This is a genomic window from Rhizobium vallis (assembly GCF_003985155.1).
Lineage (GTDB): Bacteria > Pseudomonadota > Alphaproteobacteria > Rhizobiales > Rhizobiaceae > Rhizobium > Rhizobium vallis.
The window spans coordinates 24,792-47,494 of sequence record NZ_ML133699.1 but is presented as its reverse complement, the minus strand read 5'-3'; the positions used below and the strand labels follow the sequence as shown (position 1 = coordinate 47,494).

The window sequence follows — 22,703 nt, the reverse complement described above, 5'->3', positions numbered from 1 at the left end:
CGATTAATTGGCGTTGGCGATCATGTCTACGAAGCGCGCTTGTGCGTCGGCAATCGAGAGATCCTTATTGAACCAGATGTCCGAGTAAAGGGCGTTCTCCTGCTGCTGAAAGGCCTCGGTTCGCCAGGTGCTGTCAGACGGCACTACGCGGGAGGGATCGTCCAGCAGCGGGATACCGATCTGCATGCAGGCGTCGGCAGCCGACATATCGACGTCTGAACGGATCGGCAGCGAACCCTTCGCGAGGTTGAACTTCACCTGCACTTCGGGACTGACCATCATCGAGGCCAGAGAGAGCTGAGCGCGCTCGACTTCAGGATCGTTCTGCTTGAAGAACACGAAGATGTCGCCACCAAGCGAGATGTAGGGCTTCTTGGAAGGCCCGAGGGCACAGGTATAATCTTTTCCCGCGACCTTACCGGCCAAAGCGAATTCACCGTGAGCCCAGTCCCCCATAATCTGAAAACCGGCCCGGTCGTTCAGGACAAGAGCCGTCGTGTCGTTCCAGTTGCGGTTGGCCGCGCCTTCATCGGAATATTCTGACAGGGCACGGATGGTTTCGAAAACTTTGGTAACTTCCGGACCGGCAGCAACTTTGGTGTCCAGATCCTTGAGCACCGCTTCGCGTTTTTCCGCGCCCAGGATGTTGAGGAAAAGCGCGTTGGCAAGAAGCGTGATCTGCCAACCGCCGCCATCACCACCCACAGCAATCGGGATTACGCCAGCTTTCTTAAGAGCAGGCAGAGAAGCAACTAGGCCGTCGATGTCGGTTGGAATCTCGGTGATGCCGGCCTTTTCGAACGCGGCGTTGGAGATCCAAGCCCACTGTTGGGAGTGAATATTGGTGGGGACGCACCACCACTTGCCGTCGATGTGGCATTTATCGGCGGTCGCTTTGGGACGGATAAATTTGTCCCAGCCTTCTTTTTCCGCCAACGGAGTGAGGTCAAGCAGCAGGCCAGCCTGGATCAGCTCTTCATACTGACGGCCAGGATTGAACTGCGCGACATCGGGGGGGTCGCCGCCCAGAGCACGCTGCATTACCGTGGCGCGGGCAGTTTCGCCGAGAGCGATGGCACCATCGACCCAGGTGTCACCGGTCTTGTTAAATTCTTCGGCGAAGACCTTCGCGGCGGCCTGTTCGCCACCCGAGGTCCACCAATGCACGACCTCGACGTCGGCAGCGTAAACAGCCGTAGAGCCGAGGAGAGCGGTTGCCAATGAGACAGCCACTGCCAATTTCTTCATAAAAGTTCCTCCCAAAGAACAAAGAGCTATGACAATGGCATACTGAGATAGTACCACAGAGTCAACAGATATGTTCAATGCTGTGGACTACATCAGAAGATCACATCGCAGCCAGTAAGAGATAACATCTCATCGATCTGCGTCTAAGTCATGAACACGCCCACTCAGCCCACTAGCCCTTTTGAAGGCAACGCGATCAAGTTGCTCGCAGCTTACATCCTGCTTAATCCTCCGCCTCGTCCCCGTAGACGGGCAACAGTCAAAAGCGTGTCGAACGGCGCGCGAGGACCTTACGGACCCAGGCGCCGGGGGACACAACCGCGTAGCGGGCGACACCTTCACCGCTGGAGGTGTTGAGCGGAGCGAGATCACCGATCCTCACGGATCGAGAGCACCTTCGGCATCCGTAAAAATCTCCGCCCCGAGCTTCCTAGGCAATTCGATCTGGGTCTCGATAATTGCTTCGGGGCGCATGTGGCCGGAACCCGGCTGAAGATTCGGTCAGTATCGCGAAACGTTTTGAACTGCGGGTAGACCATCCATCGCACGCAAGGCTACGACCACGACATCCGCGATCACGGCGACTGCAAGCACGCCACATTCTACAATCACTGCGATGAGAAATCGTACCACAAGGGGCCATGATATTATCTCTTGTGACCGTTGGCGGACTGCAGTGCGGTGATCGTATCTAGAAATAAGCGAAGTGCTTTGGCGGTGTTCGCTCTGCAGTCCATCGGTCGCTGCTTCTTTCGATTGTTGGCTTGCGAGAACAACTTGCCCATCAGCTTGATGAACATCGTCACCGAATAGTCCGTGAGCTTCTGGGAAAGCTTGATGACTTGAGCCACGATCAGAGCGTGGCGACGGCTGGCGTTGAAGTCGTTGGCAAGCCAGGCCGGCGTTGCGTTGCCCTCCCGGATCATCTGGTCCCACCTTCCGGATGATACGCGCGCGCCTGCAGTTCCGGATCGATCTCCAGCCGTCGATGGTTCTCCTCCGGAAAAGCAGCAAGCCGCCGCGCCTCTCTCAGCCGCCTCCCACCGGCCTGTGATCCAAACTCTAGGATCGAAAAAGGGATTAGCTCAATTTAGAAGAAATGAAAAATATGTTACATATTCTAAAAAAATGCGCGCACTCAATTTCCTTGAGCCGTCATCTCGCTCTTGAAAGGATTAGAACCTTCCGCCCAGCATGCCCCACGCCAGACCCCCTCCCCGTCATCTTCCTCAGGCCCAACTCCGACACGATCCGTCGCGCCGCCTGTGGCGTATCTTCTAGCTGAAAGTTTGGGTTCCTCACTGGGTTTGATTCGTAGTTGGAATGTCGATCATCGTAAGCGCGAATTTCTGCGCACCTTCTGAAGCGCAGTGCTCTCAGGCATGAAGTGTCCACCAAAATAGGTGGACACCAAATCATGGAAGAAGATGAGCAAAGACTGCGGGTGCGGCTTGTGGGATAGTGACGGCCGCCGTCGATATGACCCAGCTTCGGTAGATCGTCTTGTTGCAGCCTGCCTTGAACCGGGGGTCTCGGTATCGCGGCTTGCGCTTGAACACGGCGTGAATGTCAATCTCCTGCGGAAATGGATACAGAGGGCCAAGCGGCTTGGTCATCCTGTGCCTGGGGGTCCGGCGTTCGTTCCGGTTCAGGTCGGTCCCGATCGGAGCCTGGCAGTGCAGCGCAGCAGCTTGGATAAAAGCATCAAGAGGCTGTCTTGTGCGGCCAAGCTGAGCGCTTCACTGCCGAACGGGGTGAGCGTGACGGTGGAATGCAGTGATGTCGATGGGTTGACTGCCATAATAGGAGCGCTGGGTCATGTTCAGACTTGGCGCTGATCTCAAGGTTTACCTGCATCGCGAACCGATCGACTTTCGGGCCGGCATCAACAGCCTTGCGGTCCTGGTCCAGGAAACGATGGAGCTTGACCCGTTTGCGCCTGCAGTCTTTGCCTTTTGCAATCGCCGTCACGACCGAATGAAGCTCCTGTTTTTTGATCGGTCCGGCTTTGTGATGGTCCTGAAGCGGTTGACCGAGGACAAGTTCCGATGGCCCCGTCGCGAGGTGCCGGTGGTCATGCTGACGACAGAGCAACCGATCATCGACAACCAAGATATGCAGGCCCTTTCCCAAGGAGAGAGCATAGAATGCCTCAGTGAACACCAATCAGTTGTTGCTACGGAGTAACACGATCTGCCGGGTGACTATCCCTGCCGCGCTTGAAGCCCCGCCGGAGTAGCTTTCCGACCTCGTCCGGCACTTTCTCGAACAACTTTTTCAGGTCCCTCTCGTCGACAGCCTCTGCCGCCTCCGCCGGCGAACACCAGCGCGATTTCCGCTGCCCTTTCTCAGGAAACCTCTCCTCAATCCTGGAAACAAGGATGAGGTGAACTCGGACCTGCGCCTGGACGATCTCGCCGTTGTCCAACACCTTTCCGTATTCGTGGGCCCCCACAGACTTCTTCCAGACCCGGCCCCTCACGCCCGCTTCCTGCCATGCCTCCTCCTTGGCAACCTCGAACGAAGATTTCTTTGCCATGCCCCAGCCTTTAGGGATTACCCATCGACCAGTGTCACGGCTGGTGATGAGAAGTACCTCGACTACACAATCGGACCCTGGCGAAAATCGAAGGCAGATCGCTCCATATTGCAATGCAAAGTCAGAACTCCCCGGCCGACCGGACAGCCGTTTTTTTTTCTGAAAAATGAGAGCTACGCACCGCGCCCATGACCGTCATTCCTGTGGTTTTTCGCAAAATGGGCTGTCATTGTCGTGACGCGTCCTTCAGGCGGCTTTCGATCAGCAGACCATGTTCGTCCATGATGGGGTGCGCGACCGAGACGATATGGGCGTTGATGCGCTTCAGGTCGCGCAGCATGTCGAGATGCAGCGAGCTGGTTTGCAAGCTTTCGGCGCGGCCGTCGCGCAAGCGCTCGAGGTGGCGCTCCGAGGACTGCTTCTCCATCCGCCGCACCTCGACCTTCACTTCCATCATCTGCTTCGCGAGCTTGAAGTCGCGGGTGACGAAGATCGTCTGGGCGATGCGCAGGTTGTCGATAGTCAGGTGGAAGAGCTTCTTCAGCTCCTCATAGCCGTCTTCGGAGAATTTCAGGCCCAGCGAAGCCTTCTTTGTGACCTGCGACAGCAGGCCTTTCTCGATGATGTCGCCTATATGTTCCAGATTGATCGCATAGTCTACGATGACGATCGAGCGGCGGCCGTTTTCCTCGCTCAGGCCCTCGCGGCCAAGCTTGGAAAGATAGATCTTCACTTCTTGCTGCAGGCTGTCGACGCGCTTTTCCAGCGAGGGGATTTCCTTGAGCTTGGCGAGATCGTCCTTCTCGAAAGCATCAGAGGCGCGCATCAACATGCGTTCGATGAGATCGCCGACGCCGAGGGTCTCGCGCGTGGCGCTGGCGAGTGCCACGACGGGTGTCGAGAGTTCGCCTTGGTCGAGATATTTCGGGGCGTTGTCGGGCGGCACTTCTTCCGGAACCAACCGCAGCATCCAGAGTGACAGGAAGCGCGAGAAAGGCCAGGCAAGGGCTGCGAGCAGCAGGTTGAAGCCGAGATGTGCGTCGACGGGCAGCTTCGCCGGGGACAACGGCAGCATTTCGAGGATAGCGGCGCCATAGCCTGCGAGCGGTAGTGCGACGGCGCAGCCGATCGCGCGCACGATCAGATTGCCGAGCGTGACGCGTTTCGCCGAAGGCGGGCCGGAAAGCGAGGCGACGACGGGCGGAATGGCGCCGCCGAGATTGGCGCCCAGCACCAGCACGATGATCAGGCCCGCTGAAAGAATGCCGGTCGAGGCAAGCGACAGGATCAAAACGACGGCGGCCAGGCTGGAGGAGGAAATGAAGGCGATGCCGGCGGAAAAGGCGAGCGCCACCGGCCAGGCATTGTCCAAGAGGCCGATGAACGCGGCGAGTGCCGGCGACTGGCGCATCGGCTCGGTGGCGCTGCTCAAGAGATGCAGCGAAAGCAGCATCAGACCGATGCCGATCAGCGCCGTGCCGCCGCCCTGGCGGGAGGTCGAGCCGCTGCGATAGAGCACGATGCCGGCGAGGATGACGAGCGGCGACAGCCACTCTATGCCGGTCGCGACGATCCAGGCGGTGACCGCGGTGCCGACATTCGCGCCGAGCAGGACGATCTGCGCCATGCGCGGCTTGACCAGCTCACGCTCAACGAATGAGGCGACCATCAGCGCCGTGGCCGTCGAGCTCTGCAGCGCGATAGTGGCGACGAAGCCCGAGACGAAGGAGCGAAGACCGCTGCAGGTGCCTGTCGCAAGTCCGGTTCTGAGCTTGGCGCCGAAGGCCCGCGACACGCCATCCTTCACCTGCGTGAGGCCGAACAGCAGCAAGGCTACGGCACCGAACAGATTTATCATGACGATCGTGGATTGCATAGCCTTCGATACATTCCTTGTTGGCGTTCTGGCCGCACTGCGGTCAGAGCCTTCCTTCGAGAAAAAATCTGCGCCGGAACGCGAACATGTCGTCGAAGTGACAAAACTCAGGTGCGCCCAGCTCGAACTGGGTCGGCAATTTGATTGTTGTGTTGTCAAGAAGACCCTCAAGCTCCCTCCGATCTGTCTCGGAAGGATGGCGAATGAGATACGCGATACTGAGGTGAAACTCATAAGTCGCATGCTCGGGATGGCGAATATTGAGCAATCGCGACAACGCGTCCCTGAAGGAGCGGATACCGACCTCTTGGGATGCTGCCCTGGGTGACAGACGAAGCGCGATTCCATTTACGAGCGGTTGCCAACCGTTTACGTCGATCTCTAATGGCAGATCGAGCGGAGCATTGAAGTGCTCGATTTTTCGCTCGAAATGCTGATTGCAATCGTAAAGGGGCGCATCCGCCGGCAGGTCACTCGGCCAGTAGCCAGGCTCTCTCCTCGCGTCGACTACTCCTTCGAACACCGTCATGTGCCAACTAGAAGGCGGCAGGAGGGTATAGAGATGCGAAAGGCGATGCGTTCGCAGCACTTTGTGGAGATCGAGTAGCGCTGAACTCAAGCCGCTCCCAGGATCCAGATGGCATATAATAGTGTTGCCTGGGAACGGCTTCACGCTGCCGTCAGCATGGAACTTTGTTCCCACGCCATTCGGATAGTGGGTGCCGTCGGTAGCGGCTCGCATTGATGCCATCGGCTGCTGCGTTTTCAAATTTTCGACCTTCTCATACGAATGATAGTCGAAGGCGGCGTAAGAATAGTCAGCCGTCTTCGTTGGCGAGCCGTTCAGAACAAGCGTCCGATAATATCGTGAACCTCATCTGTCGCAGCGATGATGTTCTGTGTCGCAACCTCATAGGTTCCCGCATGCATAACCGTCAGGCCAGCTTCCGAGCAGATCACGGATCCAGCAGCGATGTCCCAGATGCTGGTGTTCTTTTCGATGTATCCGTCCGTGTAGCCGAGGGCAGCGAAGCCCAGTCCGATGGTGGCACATCGGAACTCCGCGACACCCCAGCCGGCCTTACGGAGGGCAATCTCGATCTCGGAAATACCCTCGATGGTCCAGCGAGGGCTCTCACCGACAGCCGCTACCCTGACTGATGGGAAATGTACGTTGCGCTGGAACCGTTTTCCGTTTTTGGAAAGGCCGAGACCTTCACCTGCGCTGAGCCGGATGCCGAGCACGGGATAGGAAATCACGCCGACGGTCGAACGCCCGTTCTCGACATATCCCAGTGAAACACCCCAGAGGGGGGTGCCACGTAGGAAGTTTGCGGTTCCGTCGATAGGATCGATAGACCAGAAAGCATCACTGCCCTCACCGCCCATTTCTTCACCCATCGCGGCGTCCTCAGGAAGCATATCGGTCAGATGTTTCCTGATCAGAGCCTCCACCTCCCGGTCGGCCTCTGAGACGAATTCACTAGCGTTTTTCTCCTCAAGGACAAACCGGTCCCGCTCATGGAAGAACTTCAAAGCAAGTTTTTCGGCGTCCGCCATGATTGCGTTCGCTGACGCCAGCCTCGTTTGAACATCTGTCATCGCACCGCTTCCTTAGGCGTCCAGTAGATCGGGTATGTCCGTCGAAATCGTCTGGGCCCCGTTCTTCAGCAGTTGCTTTGCCTTTTCGCGGTCATTGACCACAGCGACGGCATACTCGATGCCGCTGTCGGCAAGGATCTTCTCGGACTCCGGGGTCAGCACGTCCTGGAGGAGATGCAGAACCTGAGATTTGGTTTCGTTTAGGAGGGCAATCGGGTCACGAGGCGGCACGACAACCGCAAACGCGCGCGGCACATCGGGCATAAGTCGAGCCGCAGCGTGGATCGACTGTATCGAGAAGCTCGTAATGAACAGGCGCTCGCGGTTGCGCGGCCACATGTCCTTCAGGACCTTCAACGCGATCTCTGCAGTATCGACGTCATCGCCGGGGGTGGGTTTCAGTTCGACCTGGAGCCCGACATCAAGCTCAAGAATAGTTTCGATAAGTTCTTCGAAGGTCGGGACTTGGATGCCAGCGAACTCCTCGCCGAAACTCGCTCGCGCATCCAATCGTCGGACATCCTCGAAATTCAGTGCAGCCAGGAAGCCCGTGCCATTCGTTGTCCGATCGACTTTGTCGTCGTGCATGATGACCGGACGCAAGTCCTTCGTCAGCTTGACATCGATCTCGACCCATTTTGCGCCCTTCTCGACCGCGGCTCGCATCGCCGGCAATGTATTTTCAGGAGCAAGCAGTGGAGCGCCGCGATGCGCGATAATCGCTTCAGGGACGACAAATTGACGGTCGGCGGCCGGCTTGGCACGCAGTTCATGTTGAGACATTTTCTTTCCTTTGAAGTGAGGGGAAGCGAGGGATCCCGTTGAGCGAATGGATCCCTCGCCAAACCCTCAAAGCGGGAGGCTACTTGAGGGTTACATTTTCGACGAACTGCTTGTTCAGGTCGTCGCCAAGAGGCTTCACTGCCCAGGTAAAGCTCTTGGCGAGGTCGGCCTGCGGGAGAAGAGCTGCACTGGAATCCGCATCGGGGTTCTGGGGAGCCGAGCCGAATTCACGGCTGAACGAGGTCTGCGTCTTGCCGCTCGTCAACCAGTTGACGAGCACCAGGGCTGCAGCCTTGTGTTTGGCGTTAGCGGGAATGGATACGACATTGCCGCCGCCAGGCAGGCCGAAATCGGGCACATAGACCTTGATAGTCTTCGGAACTTCGCCCTTCTTTTGGAGACCGGCGACGAAATCTTCCCACGACGCTACCATCATGAATTCGCCGGAGGTCAGACGCGTGATACTATCCGCGTTGGAAGCCGTAATGATGAACTGGTCCTTGCGCTGGTGAAACCAATCCCAGGCGGGAGAAAGCTTCTTCAGTATTTCAGGGTTCGATACGCCAGCAGCGTAGTCGACATCGGGCACGAGCTTTCGGGTGACAGACTCGATGAACGCCGGACCGGATCCACCACCTGCCGAAGCAGCGTTGAAGCCCATCTCATTGGGATTTTTCTCGAAAAATGCAGAGAACTGCTCGAGCGTGCGCGGCAGATCCGCTTCCTTGATACGGTCAGGATTGTAGGCGATTACCGACTGGTTGCCCCAGAAAGCCGGTGCATAGCCCTTGCTGTCACCGCCTTCGATTTTGTAACGGAGCTTCGGCCCGCCAGGGATGATCGAGTTGATTGGTCCGAACAATACTTGCTCGGGTTTCAACTTGTTCAGGTCGCCGCCGGACAGAGAGATGACATCGATGTCACCCTCCTTGCGATCCTTCTCGGCGAGCAGTTTGGCCAGGTTAGCGTCATGGCTGCCATCAGGGATGGTGACCTTGATGCCGGTCTCGGTTTCGAAGGCCTTGATCTGCTCCCGGAACCGGTCCTGGAAGTACCATTGGAACCAGCTTACCTGACCCTCCTTCTTTGCCTGGGCGACAATCTGGTCCCATGACATGGTGTTTATTTCTTGAGCATTGACCGGCAGTGCCAAAGCAATCGCCGCCATGCTCATTACGGTTAGTTTCTTCAACATTGAGTGTTTCCTACGGATCGAGTGGTGGTGGCATCAGCAAACATCAACGTCATCCCTTTCCCGTGATGGCGGCCGGGTTTGCGCTTCCAAGAAAGCGCTCGACCAACAGCATCAGCAGGACATTCGGGACAACGAGGATCAGGGAGACGACCGCAGCGTTCGGTCGGATGAAGTTATAGCCGAGGTAAGAGTAAAGGATCGTCGGAACGGTGGTGAAATCCGGAGCGCCGATCACGTACGAGATCGCGAATTCCTCAATTGACATGATGAAGACGATGATGAAAGCCGCCATCAATCCCGGCCGAAGAATTGGCAGATAGGCTGTGCGAAAAACCGAGACCGGCGGCGCGCCCAGATCCCTTGCCGCATCGATCAGGTCCTGTCGGATCAACGCGAACGAAACGCTCAAGATCCTGATGGCATAGGGAAGGAACATGACCGTATGGCCGATCAGGATCCCTGCAAATCTGGAATAGATACCGAGCTTTATCAGCAGCGAAGAGAAGAAGATCGCCACCACGAAGCCCGGCAGAACGAGCGGCAGCAGCGTCAATATCTGCATCGCCGATTTGCCCGGAAATTCCAGACGCCCAAAAGCGTATGCCGTCGGCAGCGCAAGGACCAAAGCGACCGCGGCCACGCAGGGCGCAAGAGTGTAACTGTTGACCAGCGCCTCCGGGAGGGCAGTCGTGTTCCACACCTCGACCCAACGGGTAAGAGAAAGGACAGGCGGAAACATAGCGGGATAGGCCCACGGATGATCGACATCCACCAAGGACCAGAGTGCAGCAAGCGCAAATGGAATAAGGAGCCAAAATGCGCCGACAATCAGCAGCGTGTAGATGAGAACGCGGTTGATCCAAACGGCAGAATTCGAGCGACTGGTGACCATAATTATGCCCTCCCCAGACGAGTTACGAGCTGAGTCAAAGCGGCAAGTATGATCGCGCCGAATAGACTGAGGAGCATGAGCAACACCGCGACCACAGCAGCGATGTTCCAGCCGGTTCCACTTTCCTGAGACCGCAGCATAAACTGCGCCATCGAGTTGATGCTTGTCGGACCAGCGACGACCTGGAAGGAAAAGTCGCCGGCTGCACCAATAAAGATCAGGATCAGGGATGCTTGCAGCGACCGAAGGGTAAGTGGCATCACAATCTTGCGGAAGCGCGATAGTGCTCCCGCTCCAAGGTCGCGCGCGGCATTGAGGATATCATCGCCGATTGCCTGTACCGCACCCGTCAGAATGAGGAGCGCAAAGGGCATCTGTTTCCAGATTTGTAGGAAGATGACGCCGAAACCGTATGGATCATTTTGCAATCGCATCGGGCGCGCGATGATGCCCAATTTGACCAGAGCGAGATTGAAGAAGCCCTGGAACGAAATGAAGTTGATGAACAAGAACGCCGCGACAAGACCATGCACCAGGAGCGGCGCCTTAAGGACTGCGCTTATCAAGCTTGATCCCGGAAATGGTTTCCGCAACCAGAGAGCCAGGGGATAGGCAAGCGCCACGGCCAAAACCGCACTGATCACGGAAACACGTGCCGAGTACCAGAACGCGCGCCATAGCTGAGCATCGCCCAACACGGACTGCCAAAATCTGGTCGAAAAGTCGCTCTCTCCGGAGAAATTCAGATATCCAAACGACTGGGAAATCGCCATTCCGATGACGATGCTTGTGAAAGCGACGATGAGTCCCAAACCAGGAAGAAGAAGAAGATAGGCGCGAAGTTTCTTGCCCGCATTCATTGGACCCGCTCCTTGAGGAAGCGAACCTTTTCAGGAGCGATCTGGAAGCTACGGAGACTTCCATCGGAGATCTCCGTCTGGCCCAAAATCTGAACCCGGTAGGTAACGTCTGATCCCTGGGGCGCGACGGCGAGATCTGTGAGGTTCCCGAGAAAGCTCTGAGCTTTAATCTCGAACGTAACGACATTTGATAGGTCAGAAGACTCCGGACATGCGACTGCGTCTTCCGGCCGCCACATTGCATAGACTTCTTCCGCGACCGGGGGTTCATCCGATTGAACAGTGACTTCGCCCATCGGGCTGGTCACGCGATAGGTGCCTCGGCCTGCATCGGCGGCCGTGACACGAACCGGCATGATGTTCGCGGTGCCGACAAAGTCAGCGACAAAGCGATTCACCGGGCGATAATAGACTTCGTAGGGGGTGCCCGCCTGTTCAATGCTGCCCGCATTCATCACCACCACCAAATCAGACATGGCCAGCGCCTCGGCTTGATCGTGAGTGACATAAACCGCGGTGAATCCATGGGCTTTTTGAAGCTGGCGAATTTCGAACCGGACCTGGTCGCGCAGCCGGGCGTCTAGATTGGACAGGGGTTCGTCGAAAAGGATGACTCCCGGCCGGACAGCCAGCGCTCGCGCAAGTGCGACGCGCTGCTGCTGCCCACCGGACAGCTGAGAAGGAAGTTTCTGAAGCTGTGCCTCTAACGAAACCTGGGCTGCCGAGGCTCGGACGCGTTTGTCGAGATCGTCTCGCGGCGTTCCCTTTTGCCGAAGACCAAATGCAATGTTTTCGAACACTGTCAGATGAGGGAACAACGCATAGGACTGAAAGCACATCGCTGTGTTGCGCCGCTCGGGTGGTACTTCGCGCATATCTGCGCCATCGATAGTGATTGCACCGTCGTCGAGAGGAATGAAACCGGCAATAGCGCGCAGCAGGGTCGTTTTCCCGCAGCCCGACGGGCCGAGCAACGTGACGAGTTGGCCTTGCGCGACCGCCACCGAAATTCCTTTAAGCGCCTCATACGATCCAAATCGAATGCGCGCATCGGTGATGCTCAGTTCACTCACGTTGCCTCCCTGCGGCGTGCCGCAATGTTTTTTATACGTTATGCATGATAATAGCTCGTTTTCTGAAAATGCAAATGAAAATTTTGTGACGGCTCGAAATACCTGTAATATTATGATTAAACGTGATTTTATCCTCTTGAATTCAACACAAAGGCGCAATTCATATTCCTGCCGGATATTTAAATGCGGTATGTATGAAAATAGAGTGATCGGCTAAATTGCATATTGGATAAGGATCGATCAGGTGATACGAAGATAACGTCCGGAACCCATTCGCGAGACAGAAGGTCATATGGCCGCCAGACCAACCAGGCATCGCTCACCGCTCTCCGAAAATGAGCGTCTGATCCTCGAGATCGTCCGACGTGACAGAGGCGTTAAACGGTCGTCAATCACGCCTTTGACAAACCTCACGCAACCGTCAGTTCATCGCATCATCGATGGCCTCCTTGGTGGGGGCTATCTCACGCTTGGCGACACCGTCATCGAAGGAAGAGGCAAGCCCAGTAAGGGCCTGGAGCTAAATCCGGCAGCAGTTTTCTCGGTTGGAATATCTATCAATACAGACAGCGCCTCGCTCTGCATCTGTGATTTTAGATGCCGAGTGATCCATCAGGAAATACTCGATTTTGCGCCAGAAGATCGGGCCAAGACGCTTCTTGCGCTCAAGGAAAGATCTGTCGCGGCAATGCGAAAGAACGGGATTCCACGAGAAAAACTGGCGGGCGTCGGCTTTGCGATGTCCGGCTTCTTTGTCCCGCCGGATGGATTTTTCGTCACCCCTGAACCGCTAAAAGATTGGTCTCTCGTAAACATTTCGGGCGAGCTTTCCGCACTTTTCGATGCCGCCGTATGGACGGAGAACAACGCGACGACCGGAGCAATAGGCGAAACCATCGTCGGGGCGGGCCTTGAGTACCCGACATTCGGATACCTCTCATTCAATTACGGCTTTGGAGCCGGGATCATCATCGACGGCAAGCCTATATTCGGCTCTTTCGGAAACGCAGGCGAAATCAGCCGACTTTACACGCTTGATGAGGTGAACCACCGGCCCGCCCTCGGTGAGCTCATCAAGCGGCTCCGATTAAGGGGCGTATCGGTGACGAATGTCGCTGAACTGCGCCAGACCTTCGATATTGGATGGCCTGGCGTGGAGGATTGGATTGAAGAGGTTAAACCCCACCTCAACCGTGCAATCGACGCGATGTGGGGAGTGTTCGATCCAGCCGCTATCGTTTTTGGCGGGGAGCTCCCACGCAGCTTAGGAGAACGCTTAATCGAGCTGCCATTCTCCGACCGCTATTGGCGAACAGGAGTGGCCGCAGTCGAGCCAAAACGTATTCTCAGCATGGTAGACGGGGACCCCGCCGTGATCGGAGCAGCTCTTATTCCACTCAAAGAACTGTATTTTGTCTGATTGCGATCCGGTAGGAACGCCACCACCGACACATGGACTACTTCTCGCGCGTGAGTAAGGTCATAACTGTCAAAGCTAGTTATACGCGCGAGGCTGTCAGCTAAACTGACCAGCGGATTCCTCTCGTTCGAAGGGAAAGTACTGCAAGGACCGTCCCGTTCCAGTTCACAGGTTTAGCCAATAGAAGTGGCCATTGTCCGAATCCCGCGAGAAACGACGTTCGCCGCGCAGTCGACGGTACCCGGTTTCACCTTTTGGTAAGCTAGTCGTTGCACCGATTGCTCTGTTGCGACGAAACGTTGGTTCTTCCGTCGCTGTGCAACTTGTCTATCGCGCGCATGATGCAGGCGATGCTCCGGGTGCCGATTCCGATGAAGCCGCCCCATTGTTCCGAGATGATTGCGCCCCCGGATTCCGGGATGATCTCGCCCCCTGTCTCAGGGGTCTGCAGGCAATAATTGTTGCCAGTTCGTTCGAGTGATGTGTCAAGCTTTGCGCGGCAGATTTCGGCGTAGGCTTTCTCCACTGAGTTCGATGCGGTGGGCATTGTGGACGAGGCGATCCAGGATGGCGTCGGCATAGGTGGGATCACCGATGACACCGTGCCAGGCTGATACGGGGAGTTGGCTGGTGATGATCGTCGATCGACGGCCGTAGCGGTCCTCGAGGATTTCAAGCAGATCGTGACGGGCCTGTTCGTTGAGCGGCTCAAGGCCCCAATCGTCCAGGATCAGCAGCTGAACATGACCCAAGGTGCGTTGCAGGCGAGCGTATCTGCCGTCGCCGCGCGCGAGCGCGAGCTGGGCAAAGAGTCGTGGGACACGCTGATAGAGAACGGAACGGTCGTCACGGCAGGCCTTGTGGCCAAGGGCACAAGCCAACCAGCTCTTTCCGACACCTGAGGGACCGCAGATAGCGAGATTGTCGTGGGCACCGATCCAGTCGCCACCGAGCAGCTTCATGAAGAGCGCACGGTCGAGGCCGCGTTCAGCGCGATAATCGACATCTTCCGGGGTGGCTTGATGACGAAGCTTGGCGAATCTGAGGCGCGCCGCGAGCTTGCGGTCGTAACGGGAACTCCATTCCCGTTCGAGCAGCAGTCCGAGCCATTCAGCATGAGAGAGGTGTTCGGCCTCGCCGTTGGCGACGAGTTCGCCGAAGGCCTTGGCCATGCCGGCCAGGCCCATGGCGTTCAGTCTATCAAGTGTTGGATGAGCAAGCATTCTTCGTTCTCCTTAGTGGTAATAGCGAGGTCCGCGGATGTTCTCGTGGTGGATCGGTTCGTGCGAGGCGGCTCCATTCGAGCTCGCCGTGCGGTCGAGGCGATTGTCGAGGATGGAGCGCACCGACCCATAGGTCCGGGCCCCGATCTCCAGCGCTCGGGCGCAAGCGGCATTGACTCTGTCGCGGCCGAAGCTCTTGTTAAGGCGGATAATACCGAGGCAGGCGCGAAAGCCCTGCTCTGGATGGGGCCGGTCGGCAAGGATGCGCTCGCACAACAGGTCGACATCCGGCCCCATGGCTGAGGCTTCGCGTCGAATGCGTTCGATCGTCCAGTCGGCGAACCGACGATGCGCCGAGGGCATATGATCGGGGATGGTCGTGTGCTTGCCGTTGCCGCTCGAGCGGCGGTGCGCGGCAATCCGCTCGCCCTTATGGAATATCTCGATCGTATTGGCGGTGATGCGTGCCTCTACCTGCTCGCGGGCAAAGCGATAGGGAACGGAGTAATAATGCCGTTCGATCTCGACGTGGTAATCCAGTCCAGCGCGCCGGATACGCCATTCGGCGAAGACATAGCGCTCGACAGGCAATGGCCGTAAAGCCGGACGATCGAGTTCCTCGAATAATTGACGCCGCGTGCAATTGACCCGACGCAAGACCCTGATGTCGTTGAGGTCATGGAGCAACTCCATGATCGCTGCATTGACCTCGGCGAGACTGTAGAAGACGCGATGGCGCAGCCGGCCCAACAGCCAGCGCTCGACGATACGAACCGCAGCTTCCACTTTCGCCTTGTCGCGCGGCCGCCGCGGTCGTGTCGGAAGGACCGCGCTCCCATAGTGCGCCGCCATGGCGCAATAGGTCCTGTTGACCTGGGGATCGAAGTGGCACGCCTTGATGATCGCCACCTTGGCATTGTCGGGCACAAGAAGCGCCGGCGAACCGCCGAAGAACTCCAGCGCCTGAACATGGCATTCGATCCAGTCGGGTAGTGTCTCTGTCCAGCGCGCCTGCGCGAACGAAAGGCTGGACGCTCCCAGGACCGCCACGAACAAGTGCGCCTGCCGCGTCTTGACCGACAGCCGATCAACGACGACCGTCACCGTGTCGCCGGCATAATCGACGAACAGCTTGTCGCCGCTCGCATGCTCCTGCCGCATCGTCACCGGCAGTTTCAGTGCCCAGCCACGGTAAAGGTCACAATACCGGCTGTAGCGATAGCCATCCGGATAACGGCCGATATATTCGTCCCAGAGGATTTGCAGCGTCACGTGCTTGCGCTTGAGCTCGCGATGGACCTCGGCCCAGTTCGGCTCCGGGGCCCGGCGATGACCCGTCTTTGTCCCGGCCGCCTTGTAGAGCGCCGCCTCCAGGACGGCATCGCTCACCTCGTCATCCAACGGCCATGAAAGCCCCGCAGCCGTCGCACGCCGCAGGGTCTCGCGCACCGTCGACGGAGCTGCCCCGACCCGAACCGCAATCGATTTGTGGCCCAGTCCTTGCTCGGCCCGATATCTCAGTATCTCGCGGACACGCCGCATCTCCAGTCTCTCCGCAGGCATCCCGTTCCTTCCCCATCACTATCGACGGAAGGAACTTCACACCGGCAGAACACCCACGCCATATCCCTTCCGAAGGGGCGGCATCATCTCGGAACAAGGGGGCGACTAATTCTCGGAATCGGGGGGCGAGATCATTTCGGAATCAGGGGGCGGATTGCCTCGGAATTTGCACTCCGGGCTTTGGCGAGCCGCATGACAGCATCTCGCGAGGCATTTTTGAAAGAAACACAATGCTGTCGCATATTTTGTCCCGCATCGGTGCCAAGCTAGCCGCGCTTTCTATCTGTAGTATCGCTATGGTAACCGTCATGCTTTTCATCGCGTGGCAAGGTGGTCACGTGGTGGAAGAACGCTCGAACTATCTGAAAAGCCAACTGATTGTTTCGCGTAATTTGGTTGATGCCAAGGCATCGATGCGCGGCATGCAGGTCGGCATGCGCGATCTGCGTCTTGCGTCCTCCCCGGAGGAAATCACCAATGCCGTCGACACCATTACCCTCCGTAACAAGTCGGTTATCAGCTATCTGGACGAGGCATTGAGCGGGTTGAGGTTACCGGTCAACAGAGACCGGATTGAGAAGCTCAAAGCGCTGACCGGAAGCTATCTTGTGACGGCAAACGATATGATCGAGGTCATAAAGGCAGAGTCGCAGATCAAAGGTGAAGACCCCGCACTCGAAGGTCGAGAAAGAGAAGTCCAAGCAAAACTATCCGGGATGACCACCGAGATATCCAACCTACTCGATGAGGGCGTTGAGTCGGCAAAGACAATGGCGACACAGGCGGAAACAGAGGCAACTGCAGCCGAAACACTCGCTTTCCGGCTTAACCTTGGCGCGGGTCTATTGACTATTGCTGCACTGATCGCGTCCGCCGTGTTGGGTGTAAAAGCCATCGCGCGACCGATCTCTGCCTTGACAGGCAGCATGAGTACATTGGCTGGCGGAAATCTCGATGCGAACATTCCCTACGTCGATCGCCGGGATGAAATTGGTGCCATGGCGCGCGCGGTCGAGGTGTTCAAGCAAAACGGCATCAAAGTGCGCGAGCTGAACGCGCAGGAGGCGGCGCTGCAGGCGAAAAGTGCCGATCTGCAAGTCAGCATTGGCGCGGTAGTGTCGGCAGCGGTTGCCGGCGACTTCACGCAGCGTATCACCAAGGCTTATGACAATGCCGATCTCGACCGCTTCGCAGAGGGTGTCAACGAGCTGGTGGGATCCGTCGACAACGGCATCACGGAGACCCGCCGTGTCGTAGCAGCACTGGCCGAGGGCGATCTGACGGAAAGCATGAAGGGCGAGTTCCAAGGGGCTTTCGGTGAACTCAAGGACAACGTCAACGCGACGATGGCAAACCTGCGCTCAGTCCTCGGCGAGGTGCGCGCTGCCATCGATACGATCAATGGCGGTGCAGGTGAGATGCGGATAGCGTCCGGCGACCTCTCCAAGCGCACGGAGCAGCAGGCCGCCTCGCTGGAAGAAACCTCCTCGGCGCTCGAGGAAATCACGGTCGCGGTAAAGCACTCGACCGAGCGCGCCCTTGAGGCAGGCCAGATGGTCGACGAAGCGCGCAGGAGTGCCGAGCAGTCGAGCGCTGTTGTCAAAGAAGCGGTCTCGGCGATGGGCAGGATCGAGCAGGCCTCGGGCGAGATTGGCCAGATCATCAACGTCATCGATGAGATCGCTTTCCAGACCAACCTGCTTGCCCTGAATGCCGGGGTCGAGGCCGCCCGTGCTGGCGAGGCCGGAAAGGGCTTTGCGGTCGTCGCTCAGGAAGTGCGTGAACTGGCTCAGCGATCGGCCAATGCTGCCAAGGACATCAAGATGCTGATCAACCGGTCAGGCGAAGAGGTCCATTCCGGCGTCAAACTTGTGACCGCGACCGGCCAGGCGCTGACACTGATCGAGGGGCACGTGGTCAAGATCAACGGGCACGTGCATTCGATCGCCACCGCTGCCAAAGAACAGTCGACGGGTCTCTCTGAAGTCAGCATCGCCGTCAACCAAATGGATCAGGTGACGCAGCAGAACGCGGCGATGGTCGAGGAATCGACGGCGGCCACCAACCGGCTCGCCGACGAGGCGGCGAACCTTTCCCGGCTGATCGCCCGCTTCAAGATTAAGGCGAGAGCAACCCCGCGCCCAATCACTCCGGACAGTCGGCCGGTTTCCTCGCCGGCACAGGCGCTCTCCCGCAAGCTTGCAGGTGCATTCGGCGGACATCGTGCCATGGCGACAGTGGCGGCCGAGTGGGAGGAGCTTTGAAGGAGTACAGCTTTCAACGTCTGGGCAGGCTGTCACTTTGGAAATGATGACCGTCGAGTCGCCACATCGATTTGGCTTCGCCTTCACAGAGCCGAGCGGATTAGTTTCCGCCCGGCTCATCTTACCTGCCGTTGCGGAGATTTTGGATCCGTATGGACGACGTTGCGATTTCTTCGAACTTCACTCGGCACGGCTGACCCAGCGGTGCCTGAGCGAGTAACCCCACGCTGAAGGCCGTGTCAGCCGAGCCGACCGCGAAGATTCGCACCATCTTCCAGAAGCGCCCGTCGAGAGACCAGTGGAAAGCTACCAAATTGCCGTCCTTGTGGATGCGCAGAAAAACCGAGTGGACCCCCGGCTCCTCCGAGTTGCAATCATCGGACGTGTCTTGCGTGACGACGGAGACAATGGTGGGGGCATTGAGCGCCGAAAGCTCATAGACCAACTTGGCCCAGTGCCCGGACGCGGTACGGATAATCAGCCCCCCGGCATCATAAATCGTGCTGAGGGTGGCGGTAACCTTCGCCTGGAGAACAAAAACCGGCGAGGTGATAGTAACCTCCAGCGACGGCGCGTTCAGCTCGGGCGGGGAACCGTCTGGGCTGACAAAATAATTCGTACCGCTAAGTGCTTCGATCTCCACGCTGTCGCCTGCTATGATAAATGTGCCGAAGTCCTTGTTCAAAGGTGTTGCCGTCGTCAGGTCCATTGCTCTCTCCTATCGCTGATTCCAATCGAACCGCGCTGCCACCATCTACTAAGATATACCCGTCCGTTACAAAGACGTGAGCGACCAGCGTATTCAAGCAACGTTAGGGAAAGTGCGCCGCATTCACCGGATTTCGTCACGAGAGCGACGACGGTCGTCGGACGGTAGGATGCCGAACCGCGGTGGCATGCATGGCGCGGGTTTTGTTCGTTTGATGGTCCATTTGAACGGCGACAGTTTCGATTCGGCAGGACGGCCTTCTCGGGTGCGATTCGGAACTCGCTTCGCAGATTTTTCCCTATGCCCGGATCTTCACGACAGACAGTTGCTCCAAATCTGTGCTTCCAAGTTCTAGCCGTCAAGAACGACAACATCGTCATTTTTCCAGCTTAAGAAAACCTCGTCGCCCGGTCGATAATCGTCGTTTTGCTCGAGCCGTGGCTTTGCGACGATCTCGTGGCTGCCTGCATTGACGATATAGCGAGTGGCCTCGCCAAGGAACACGGTCTCTTTCATTCGACCGGCCATCGCGCCTGGGCTAGGCTCACGTGAGATCCCGATGCACTCGGGTCGGATCATGATCGCACAGTTCTTTCCGGACTTCACAGGAGCCATTGCAAATGTGGTTCCATCGCTGTGCAGGCGGCCGTTGTCATTTATGCACTCGATCAGATTGGATTCTCCGACGAAGGCGGCAACGAATTTGGTTTTCGGTTTGTGGTAGAGTTCTTGCGGCGTTGAAAGTTGTTCAATCGCGCCGTCCCGCATGATCGCGATACGGTCCGAAAGCACGAGGGCTTCGTCCTGATCGTGGGTCACGAACAAGACGGTCATGCGGAATTGTTGCTGAATGCGTTTGATCTCAAATTTCAGCTGTTCTCGCAGATGTTTGTCAAGGGCTCCTAAGGGTTCATCCATCAAGAGGACCTTCGGATCGAAGACAATCGCGCGGGCAAGAGCCACTCGTTGTTGTTGGCCGCCGGATAATTCTCTTGGGAATCGATCGGCGAGAGCCTCTAGCCTCGTGATGCCGAGGACGTCCGCGACCCGTTTCCGGATTGTGTCGTCTGATGTCTTGCGGACACGAAGCGGAAAGGCAATGTTGTCCGCCACGTTCATGTGCGGAAACAGCGCGTAGTTTTGGAACACCATGCCGATCCCCCGGAGATGGGGCGGTGTGGAGAGGATAGATCGGCCGTCAACGAGGATGTCGCCGGAGCTCGGCACATCGAAGCCGGCCAGCAGTTTGAGCATTGTTGATTTGCCAGAGCCGGAGGGACCAAGCAGCGAAACAAACTCCTCCGCCGCAATTTTGATACTGGTGTTGCGCAGGGCAAAGAAGCTCGCGCCGTACCTGCGCGAAACATTGCGGAATTCAACAGATGTGCTCATGGCTATGCTCCGGAAACGTCGGTCTTTTTGCGTGCAGGCAGTAGTGCCCGATATTGAGTTGCCACAACGATGAAGATGACCGCAGTCACGATGACGCTGGAGGCGGCGCTGAGTGTCGGGTCAAGCTGGATCCGGATGTCGCTCCACATCTTGATCGGTAGAGTCTGCGTTTGCCGGCCGAGCAGAAAGAGCGTTATCAGGAGCTCGTCGAAGGACTGCAAGAATGCCATCAACCAGGCGGCAACGAACGCCGGCAACAATAGCGGCAGCGTTATCCTTCGAACGACCAGGTGGGGCGGGGCGCCCAGGGTTGATGCCGCATGCTCGATGTTTCGGTCCAGACCCCTCAGCGCAGGGACAAGAACAACGACCGTGTAAGGTGCGCAAACCAACAGATGTCCGATTATCAATCCCGGGAATGACCCAAGCAACCCGAGTTTGGCCGTCGAAAGATACAGGCCAAGAGCGAGAAGAATAATTGGCAGCATAAGTGGCGCAATAACCAGGAGGAAGATGACGCGCTTCCATGCAAGCTTTGCGCGAACCAGGGCGAAGGAGGCCATGGTGCCGGTTAGCAATGCTAATGATGCGACGATCGCCCCGACCTTAAAGCTCTGGAAAAGGGCGCCGCGCCAGTCGGGGTCTGTGAGGAATTTCTCATACCACTGCAGCGAAAAGCCTGGGGGCGGGAATATGAGAAACGGAGAAGAACTGAATGACAGGATATAAATGATCGCAAGTGGCGCCAACAAGAACATGACCACAAGGCAAAGGGCGACCTTGAGCAGCAAAGGAGCAAGCCAGGCCGGACGGCGCAGGATGAGGTAGACGCCATCTTCTAACAAGGTAACTGCCGCTTTGCACGCTCTCGATGCTCCCGACGCGCGGCCGCCCCCGCGGCGAGTTTTTCCGAGCCGAAGCTGTTGTTCGCTTTCCTCGACCGACCACAATTGTTCAAGCGGAACGAAACGGTTTCCGATCGCAAGAACCAGCATGGTCACCATCAGCAGGATGATACCCAGCGCATATCCGCTCTGGAAATCCAAAAGCGTCGTGATTTGGGTGACTACCAGCTGTGAAATCATCGTATCGGCCGGTCCTCCGAGTAGTGCGGGCGCGATGTAAAATCCAATCGAGATGATGAAAATCAGCATGGCGGCTGACAAAATCGCCGGTCGGCTCATGGGAAGAAGGACGCTTGCAAAGGCCCTAACCGGGTGTGCTCCCAAGATCTGCGCCGCAGTTACAAGGGAACGGTCGACACGCGTCAGGCTTCCATACATAACGAAAATGCCGATGGGCATGAGGACGTGTACCAAGCCGATGTAGACCGCTGTGCTCGTGCCCAGGATTCGCAACGGTTGATCGATGAGCCCTAAATTCTGTAAGGCGATATTAAGGACACCACGCCGACCGAGGATCACCATCCAGCCGTACGTCCGTATCAGGAAGGCGGTGAAAAGCGGTACCAGCAGGGCGATGCTCAGTAGCGCGAGGCCGCGTTTGCTGAGTGTGGTCATGTAATATGCGATCGGGAAGCCGATGACGATACAAATGATTGTTGTTGTCAGCGCTATCTGCAAGCTACGCAGGATCGCACTCAAATAAATCCCGTCGTTCCAAATCGCGCCGTAGCGACTGAAGTCCAGCGTCGCTCCATTGACGCTTTTCCACGCTGCGCTTAGCAACGGAACGATCAAGAAGGCTGCAATCAGGATGACCAGTGGCATCAACTGGAACGCAACCATTCCATGGTGGCGCAGCAGCTTCCAGTCTTTGAAAGGCGTGTTCAACACCTTCTTCCCTTCGTGCTGAAGTTCCTTCGACAAGTGCATATTCGTCGTCTTCCTGACTCAAGCAATTTAGTGCGCCTATCGAGCGCGTGTCTGAGAAAAATATCCGACGCGCTTTTGGACGCGCACATACTGTCTTTGTTGAGAGGAGCGATGCACCCTACGCGGGCTTAGCGCAGCTCCCGACCCTGGCGACGCCAGGGACGTTCAAGTTGCCCAGTTTGCCTCCACAAGGCGCATCACGTTCCCATTTTTATTTTCTCGTATTGTG

The 22,703-nt window shown here is 57.3% G+C and carries 18 protein-coding genes and 3 pseudogenes; 4 read left to right on the top strand and 17 right to left on the bottom strand.

What is annotated here, in order from left to right; all coding sequences use genetic code 11:
- Window positions 1–3 precede the first annotated feature (3 nt).
- From EFQ99_RS29285 to EFQ99_RS36050, 3 genes and pseudogenes are all read right to left on the bottom strand, one after another.
- On the bottom strand, window positions 4–1,248 hold the full coding sequence (locus tag EFQ99_RS29285; RefSeq protein WP_126924657.1) for an ABC transporter substrate-binding protein: 1,245 nt from the start codon (window positions 1,246–1,248) through the stop codon (window positions 4–6).
- A 650-nt stretch (window positions 1,249–1,898) separates the two neighbouring features.
- Window positions 1,899–2,236, bottom strand: a pseudogene (locus EFQ99_RS35200) (Tn3 family transposase); the annotation flags it as partial.
- A 167-nt stretch (window positions 2,237–2,403) separates the two neighbouring features.
- Window positions 2,404–2,529: pseudogene (locus EFQ99_RS36050) on the bottom strand (helix-turn-helix domain-containing protein); the annotation flags it as partial.
- A gap of 136 nt (window positions 2,530–2,665) precedes the next feature.
- Here EFQ99_RS36050 and tnpA point away from each other — a divergent pair.
- Together tnpA and tnpB are read left to right on the top strand one after the other, a co-directional pair.
- Window positions 2,666–3,086: pseudogene (tnpA, locus tag EFQ99_RS29275) on the top strand (IS66-like element accessory protein TnpA).
- Window positions 3,067–3,435, top strand: a complete 369-nt coding sequence (tnpB, locus tag EFQ99_RS29270; protein ID WP_126924655.1) for an IS66 family insertion sequence element accessory protein TnpB — start codon at window positions 3,067–3,069, stop codon at window positions 3,433–3,435. Before tnpA ends, tnpB begins: the two are co-directional and overlap by 20 nt.
- Here the strand turns inward: tnpB and EFQ99_RS29265 are convergent.
- The 9 genes from EFQ99_RS29265 to EFQ99_RS29225 all read right to left on the bottom strand — a co-directional run bounded on the left by EFQ99_RS29265 (window position 3,425) and on the right by EFQ99_RS29225 (window position 12,068).
- Entirely contained in the window at window positions 3,425–3,787 is a 363-nt protein-coding gene (locus EFQ99_RS29265; RefSeq protein WP_208722832.1) for an NUDIX hydrolase, read from the bottom strand. The two genes, tnpB and EFQ99_RS29265, sit on opposite strands and share 11 nt — an antisense overlap.
- Window positions 3,788–4,013: 226 nt before the next feature.
- A complete protein-coding gene (locus tag EFQ99_RS29260) occupies window positions 4,014–5,663 on the bottom strand; it encodes a Na/Pi cotransporter family protein (protein WP_126924654.1) in 1,650 nt (549 codons plus the stop codon).
- Window positions 5,664–5,706: 43 nt separating this feature from the next.
- Complete coding sequence (locus tag EFQ99_RS29255; protein WP_126924653.1) at window positions 5,707–6,432, bottom strand: DUF1868 domain-containing protein; 726 nt, start codon at window positions 6,430–6,432, stop codon at window positions 5,707–5,709.
- Between the two features lie 74 nt (window positions 6,433–6,506).
- A complete protein-coding gene (locus EFQ99_RS29250; RefSeq protein WP_126924652.1) occupies window positions 6,507–7,265 on the bottom strand; it encodes an inositol monophosphatase family protein in 759 nt (252 codons plus the stop codon).
- 12 nt (window positions 7,266–7,277) lie between these two features.
- On the bottom strand, window positions 7,278–8,048 hold the full coding sequence (locus EFQ99_RS29245) for a glycerophosphodiester phosphodiesterase family protein (protein WP_126924651.1): 771 nt from the start codon (window positions 8,046–8,048) through the stop codon (window positions 7,278–7,280).
- Between the two features lie 79 nt (window positions 8,049–8,127).
- Entirely contained in the window at window positions 8,128–9,243 is a 1,116-nt protein-coding gene (locus tag EFQ99_RS29240; protein WP_126924650.1) for an extracellular solute-binding protein, read from the bottom strand.
- Window positions 9,244–9,292: 49 nt separating this feature from the next.
- Window positions 9,293–10,135 (bottom strand): ABC transporter permease, encoded by an 843-nt coding sequence (locus tag EFQ99_RS29235; RefSeq protein WP_126924649.1) that lies wholly within the window; start codon window positions 10,133–10,135, stop codon window positions 9,293–9,295.
- Window positions 10,136–10,137: 2 nt separating this feature from the next.
- Window positions 10,138–10,995: an ABC transporter permease gene (locus EFQ99_RS29230; RefSeq protein WP_126924648.1), complete on the bottom strand. Its 858-nt coding sequence runs from the start codon at window positions 10,993–10,995 to the stop codon at window positions 10,138–10,140.
- Window positions 10,992–12,068, bottom strand: a complete 1,077-nt coding sequence (locus EFQ99_RS29225) for an ABC transporter ATP-binding protein (RefSeq protein ID WP_126924647.1) — start codon at window positions 12,066–12,068, stop codon at window positions 10,992–10,994. Before EFQ99_RS29225 ends, EFQ99_RS29230 begins: the two co-directional genes overlap by 4 nt.
- Before the next feature lie 292 nt (window positions 12,069–12,360).
- Between EFQ99_RS29225 and EFQ99_RS29220 the strand changes: the two genes are divergently transcribed.
- On the top strand, window positions 12,361–13,488 hold the full coding sequence (locus EFQ99_RS29220; protein WP_126924646.1) for an ROK family protein: 1,128 nt from the start codon (window positions 12,361–12,363) through the stop codon (window positions 13,486–13,488).
- 485 nt (window positions 13,489–13,973) lie between these two features.
- Here the strand turns inward: EFQ99_RS29220 and istB are convergent, their stop codons facing one another.
- Entirely contained in the window at window positions 13,974–14,711 is a 738-nt protein-coding gene (gene istB, locus EFQ99_RS29210) for an IS21-like element helper ATPase IstB (protein WP_126924644.1), read from the bottom strand.
- Between the two features lie 12 nt (window positions 14,712–14,723).
- The gene (gene istA / locus EFQ99_RS29205; protein WP_126924643.1) at window positions 14,724–16,253 is read right to left on the bottom strand and encodes an IS21 family transposase; all 1,530 of its coding nucleotides are present in this window, start codon (window positions 16,251–16,253) and stop codon (window positions 14,724–14,726) included.
- 251 nt (window positions 16,254–16,504) lie between these two features.
- On the opposite strand from istA, the gene EFQ99_RS29195 reads away from it, so the two are divergent.
- Complete coding sequence (locus EFQ99_RS29195; RefSeq protein ID WP_126924641.1) at window positions 16,505–18,538, top strand: methyl-accepting chemotaxis protein; 2,034 nt, start codon at window positions 16,505–16,507, stop codon at window positions 18,536–18,538.
- 121 nt (window positions 18,539–18,659) lie between these two features.
- Here EFQ99_RS29195 and EFQ99_RS29190 read toward each other — a convergent pair whose 3' ends face one another.
- The 3 genes from EFQ99_RS29190 to EFQ99_RS29180 all read right to left on the bottom strand — a co-directional run bounded on the left by EFQ99_RS29190 (window position 18,660) and on the right by EFQ99_RS29180 (window position 22,468).
- Window positions 18,660–19,247 (bottom strand): DUF1349 domain-containing protein, encoded by a 588-nt coding sequence (locus EFQ99_RS29190; protein ID WP_126924640.1) that lies wholly within the window; start codon window positions 19,245–19,247, stop codon window positions 18,660–18,662.
- 351 nt (window positions 19,248–19,598) lie between these two features.
- Complete coding sequence (locus EFQ99_RS29185; RefSeq protein ID WP_126924639.1) at window positions 19,599–20,639, bottom strand: ABC transporter ATP-binding protein; 1,041 nt, start codon at window positions 20,637–20,639, stop codon at window positions 19,599–19,601.
- Window positions 20,640–20,641: 2 nt separating this feature from the next.
- A complete protein-coding gene (locus EFQ99_RS29180) occupies window positions 20,642–22,468 on the bottom strand; it encodes an ABC transporter permease subunit (protein WP_164736458.1) in 1,827 nt (608 codons plus the stop codon).
- Between the last annotated feature and the right edge of the window lie 235 nt (window positions 22,469–22,703).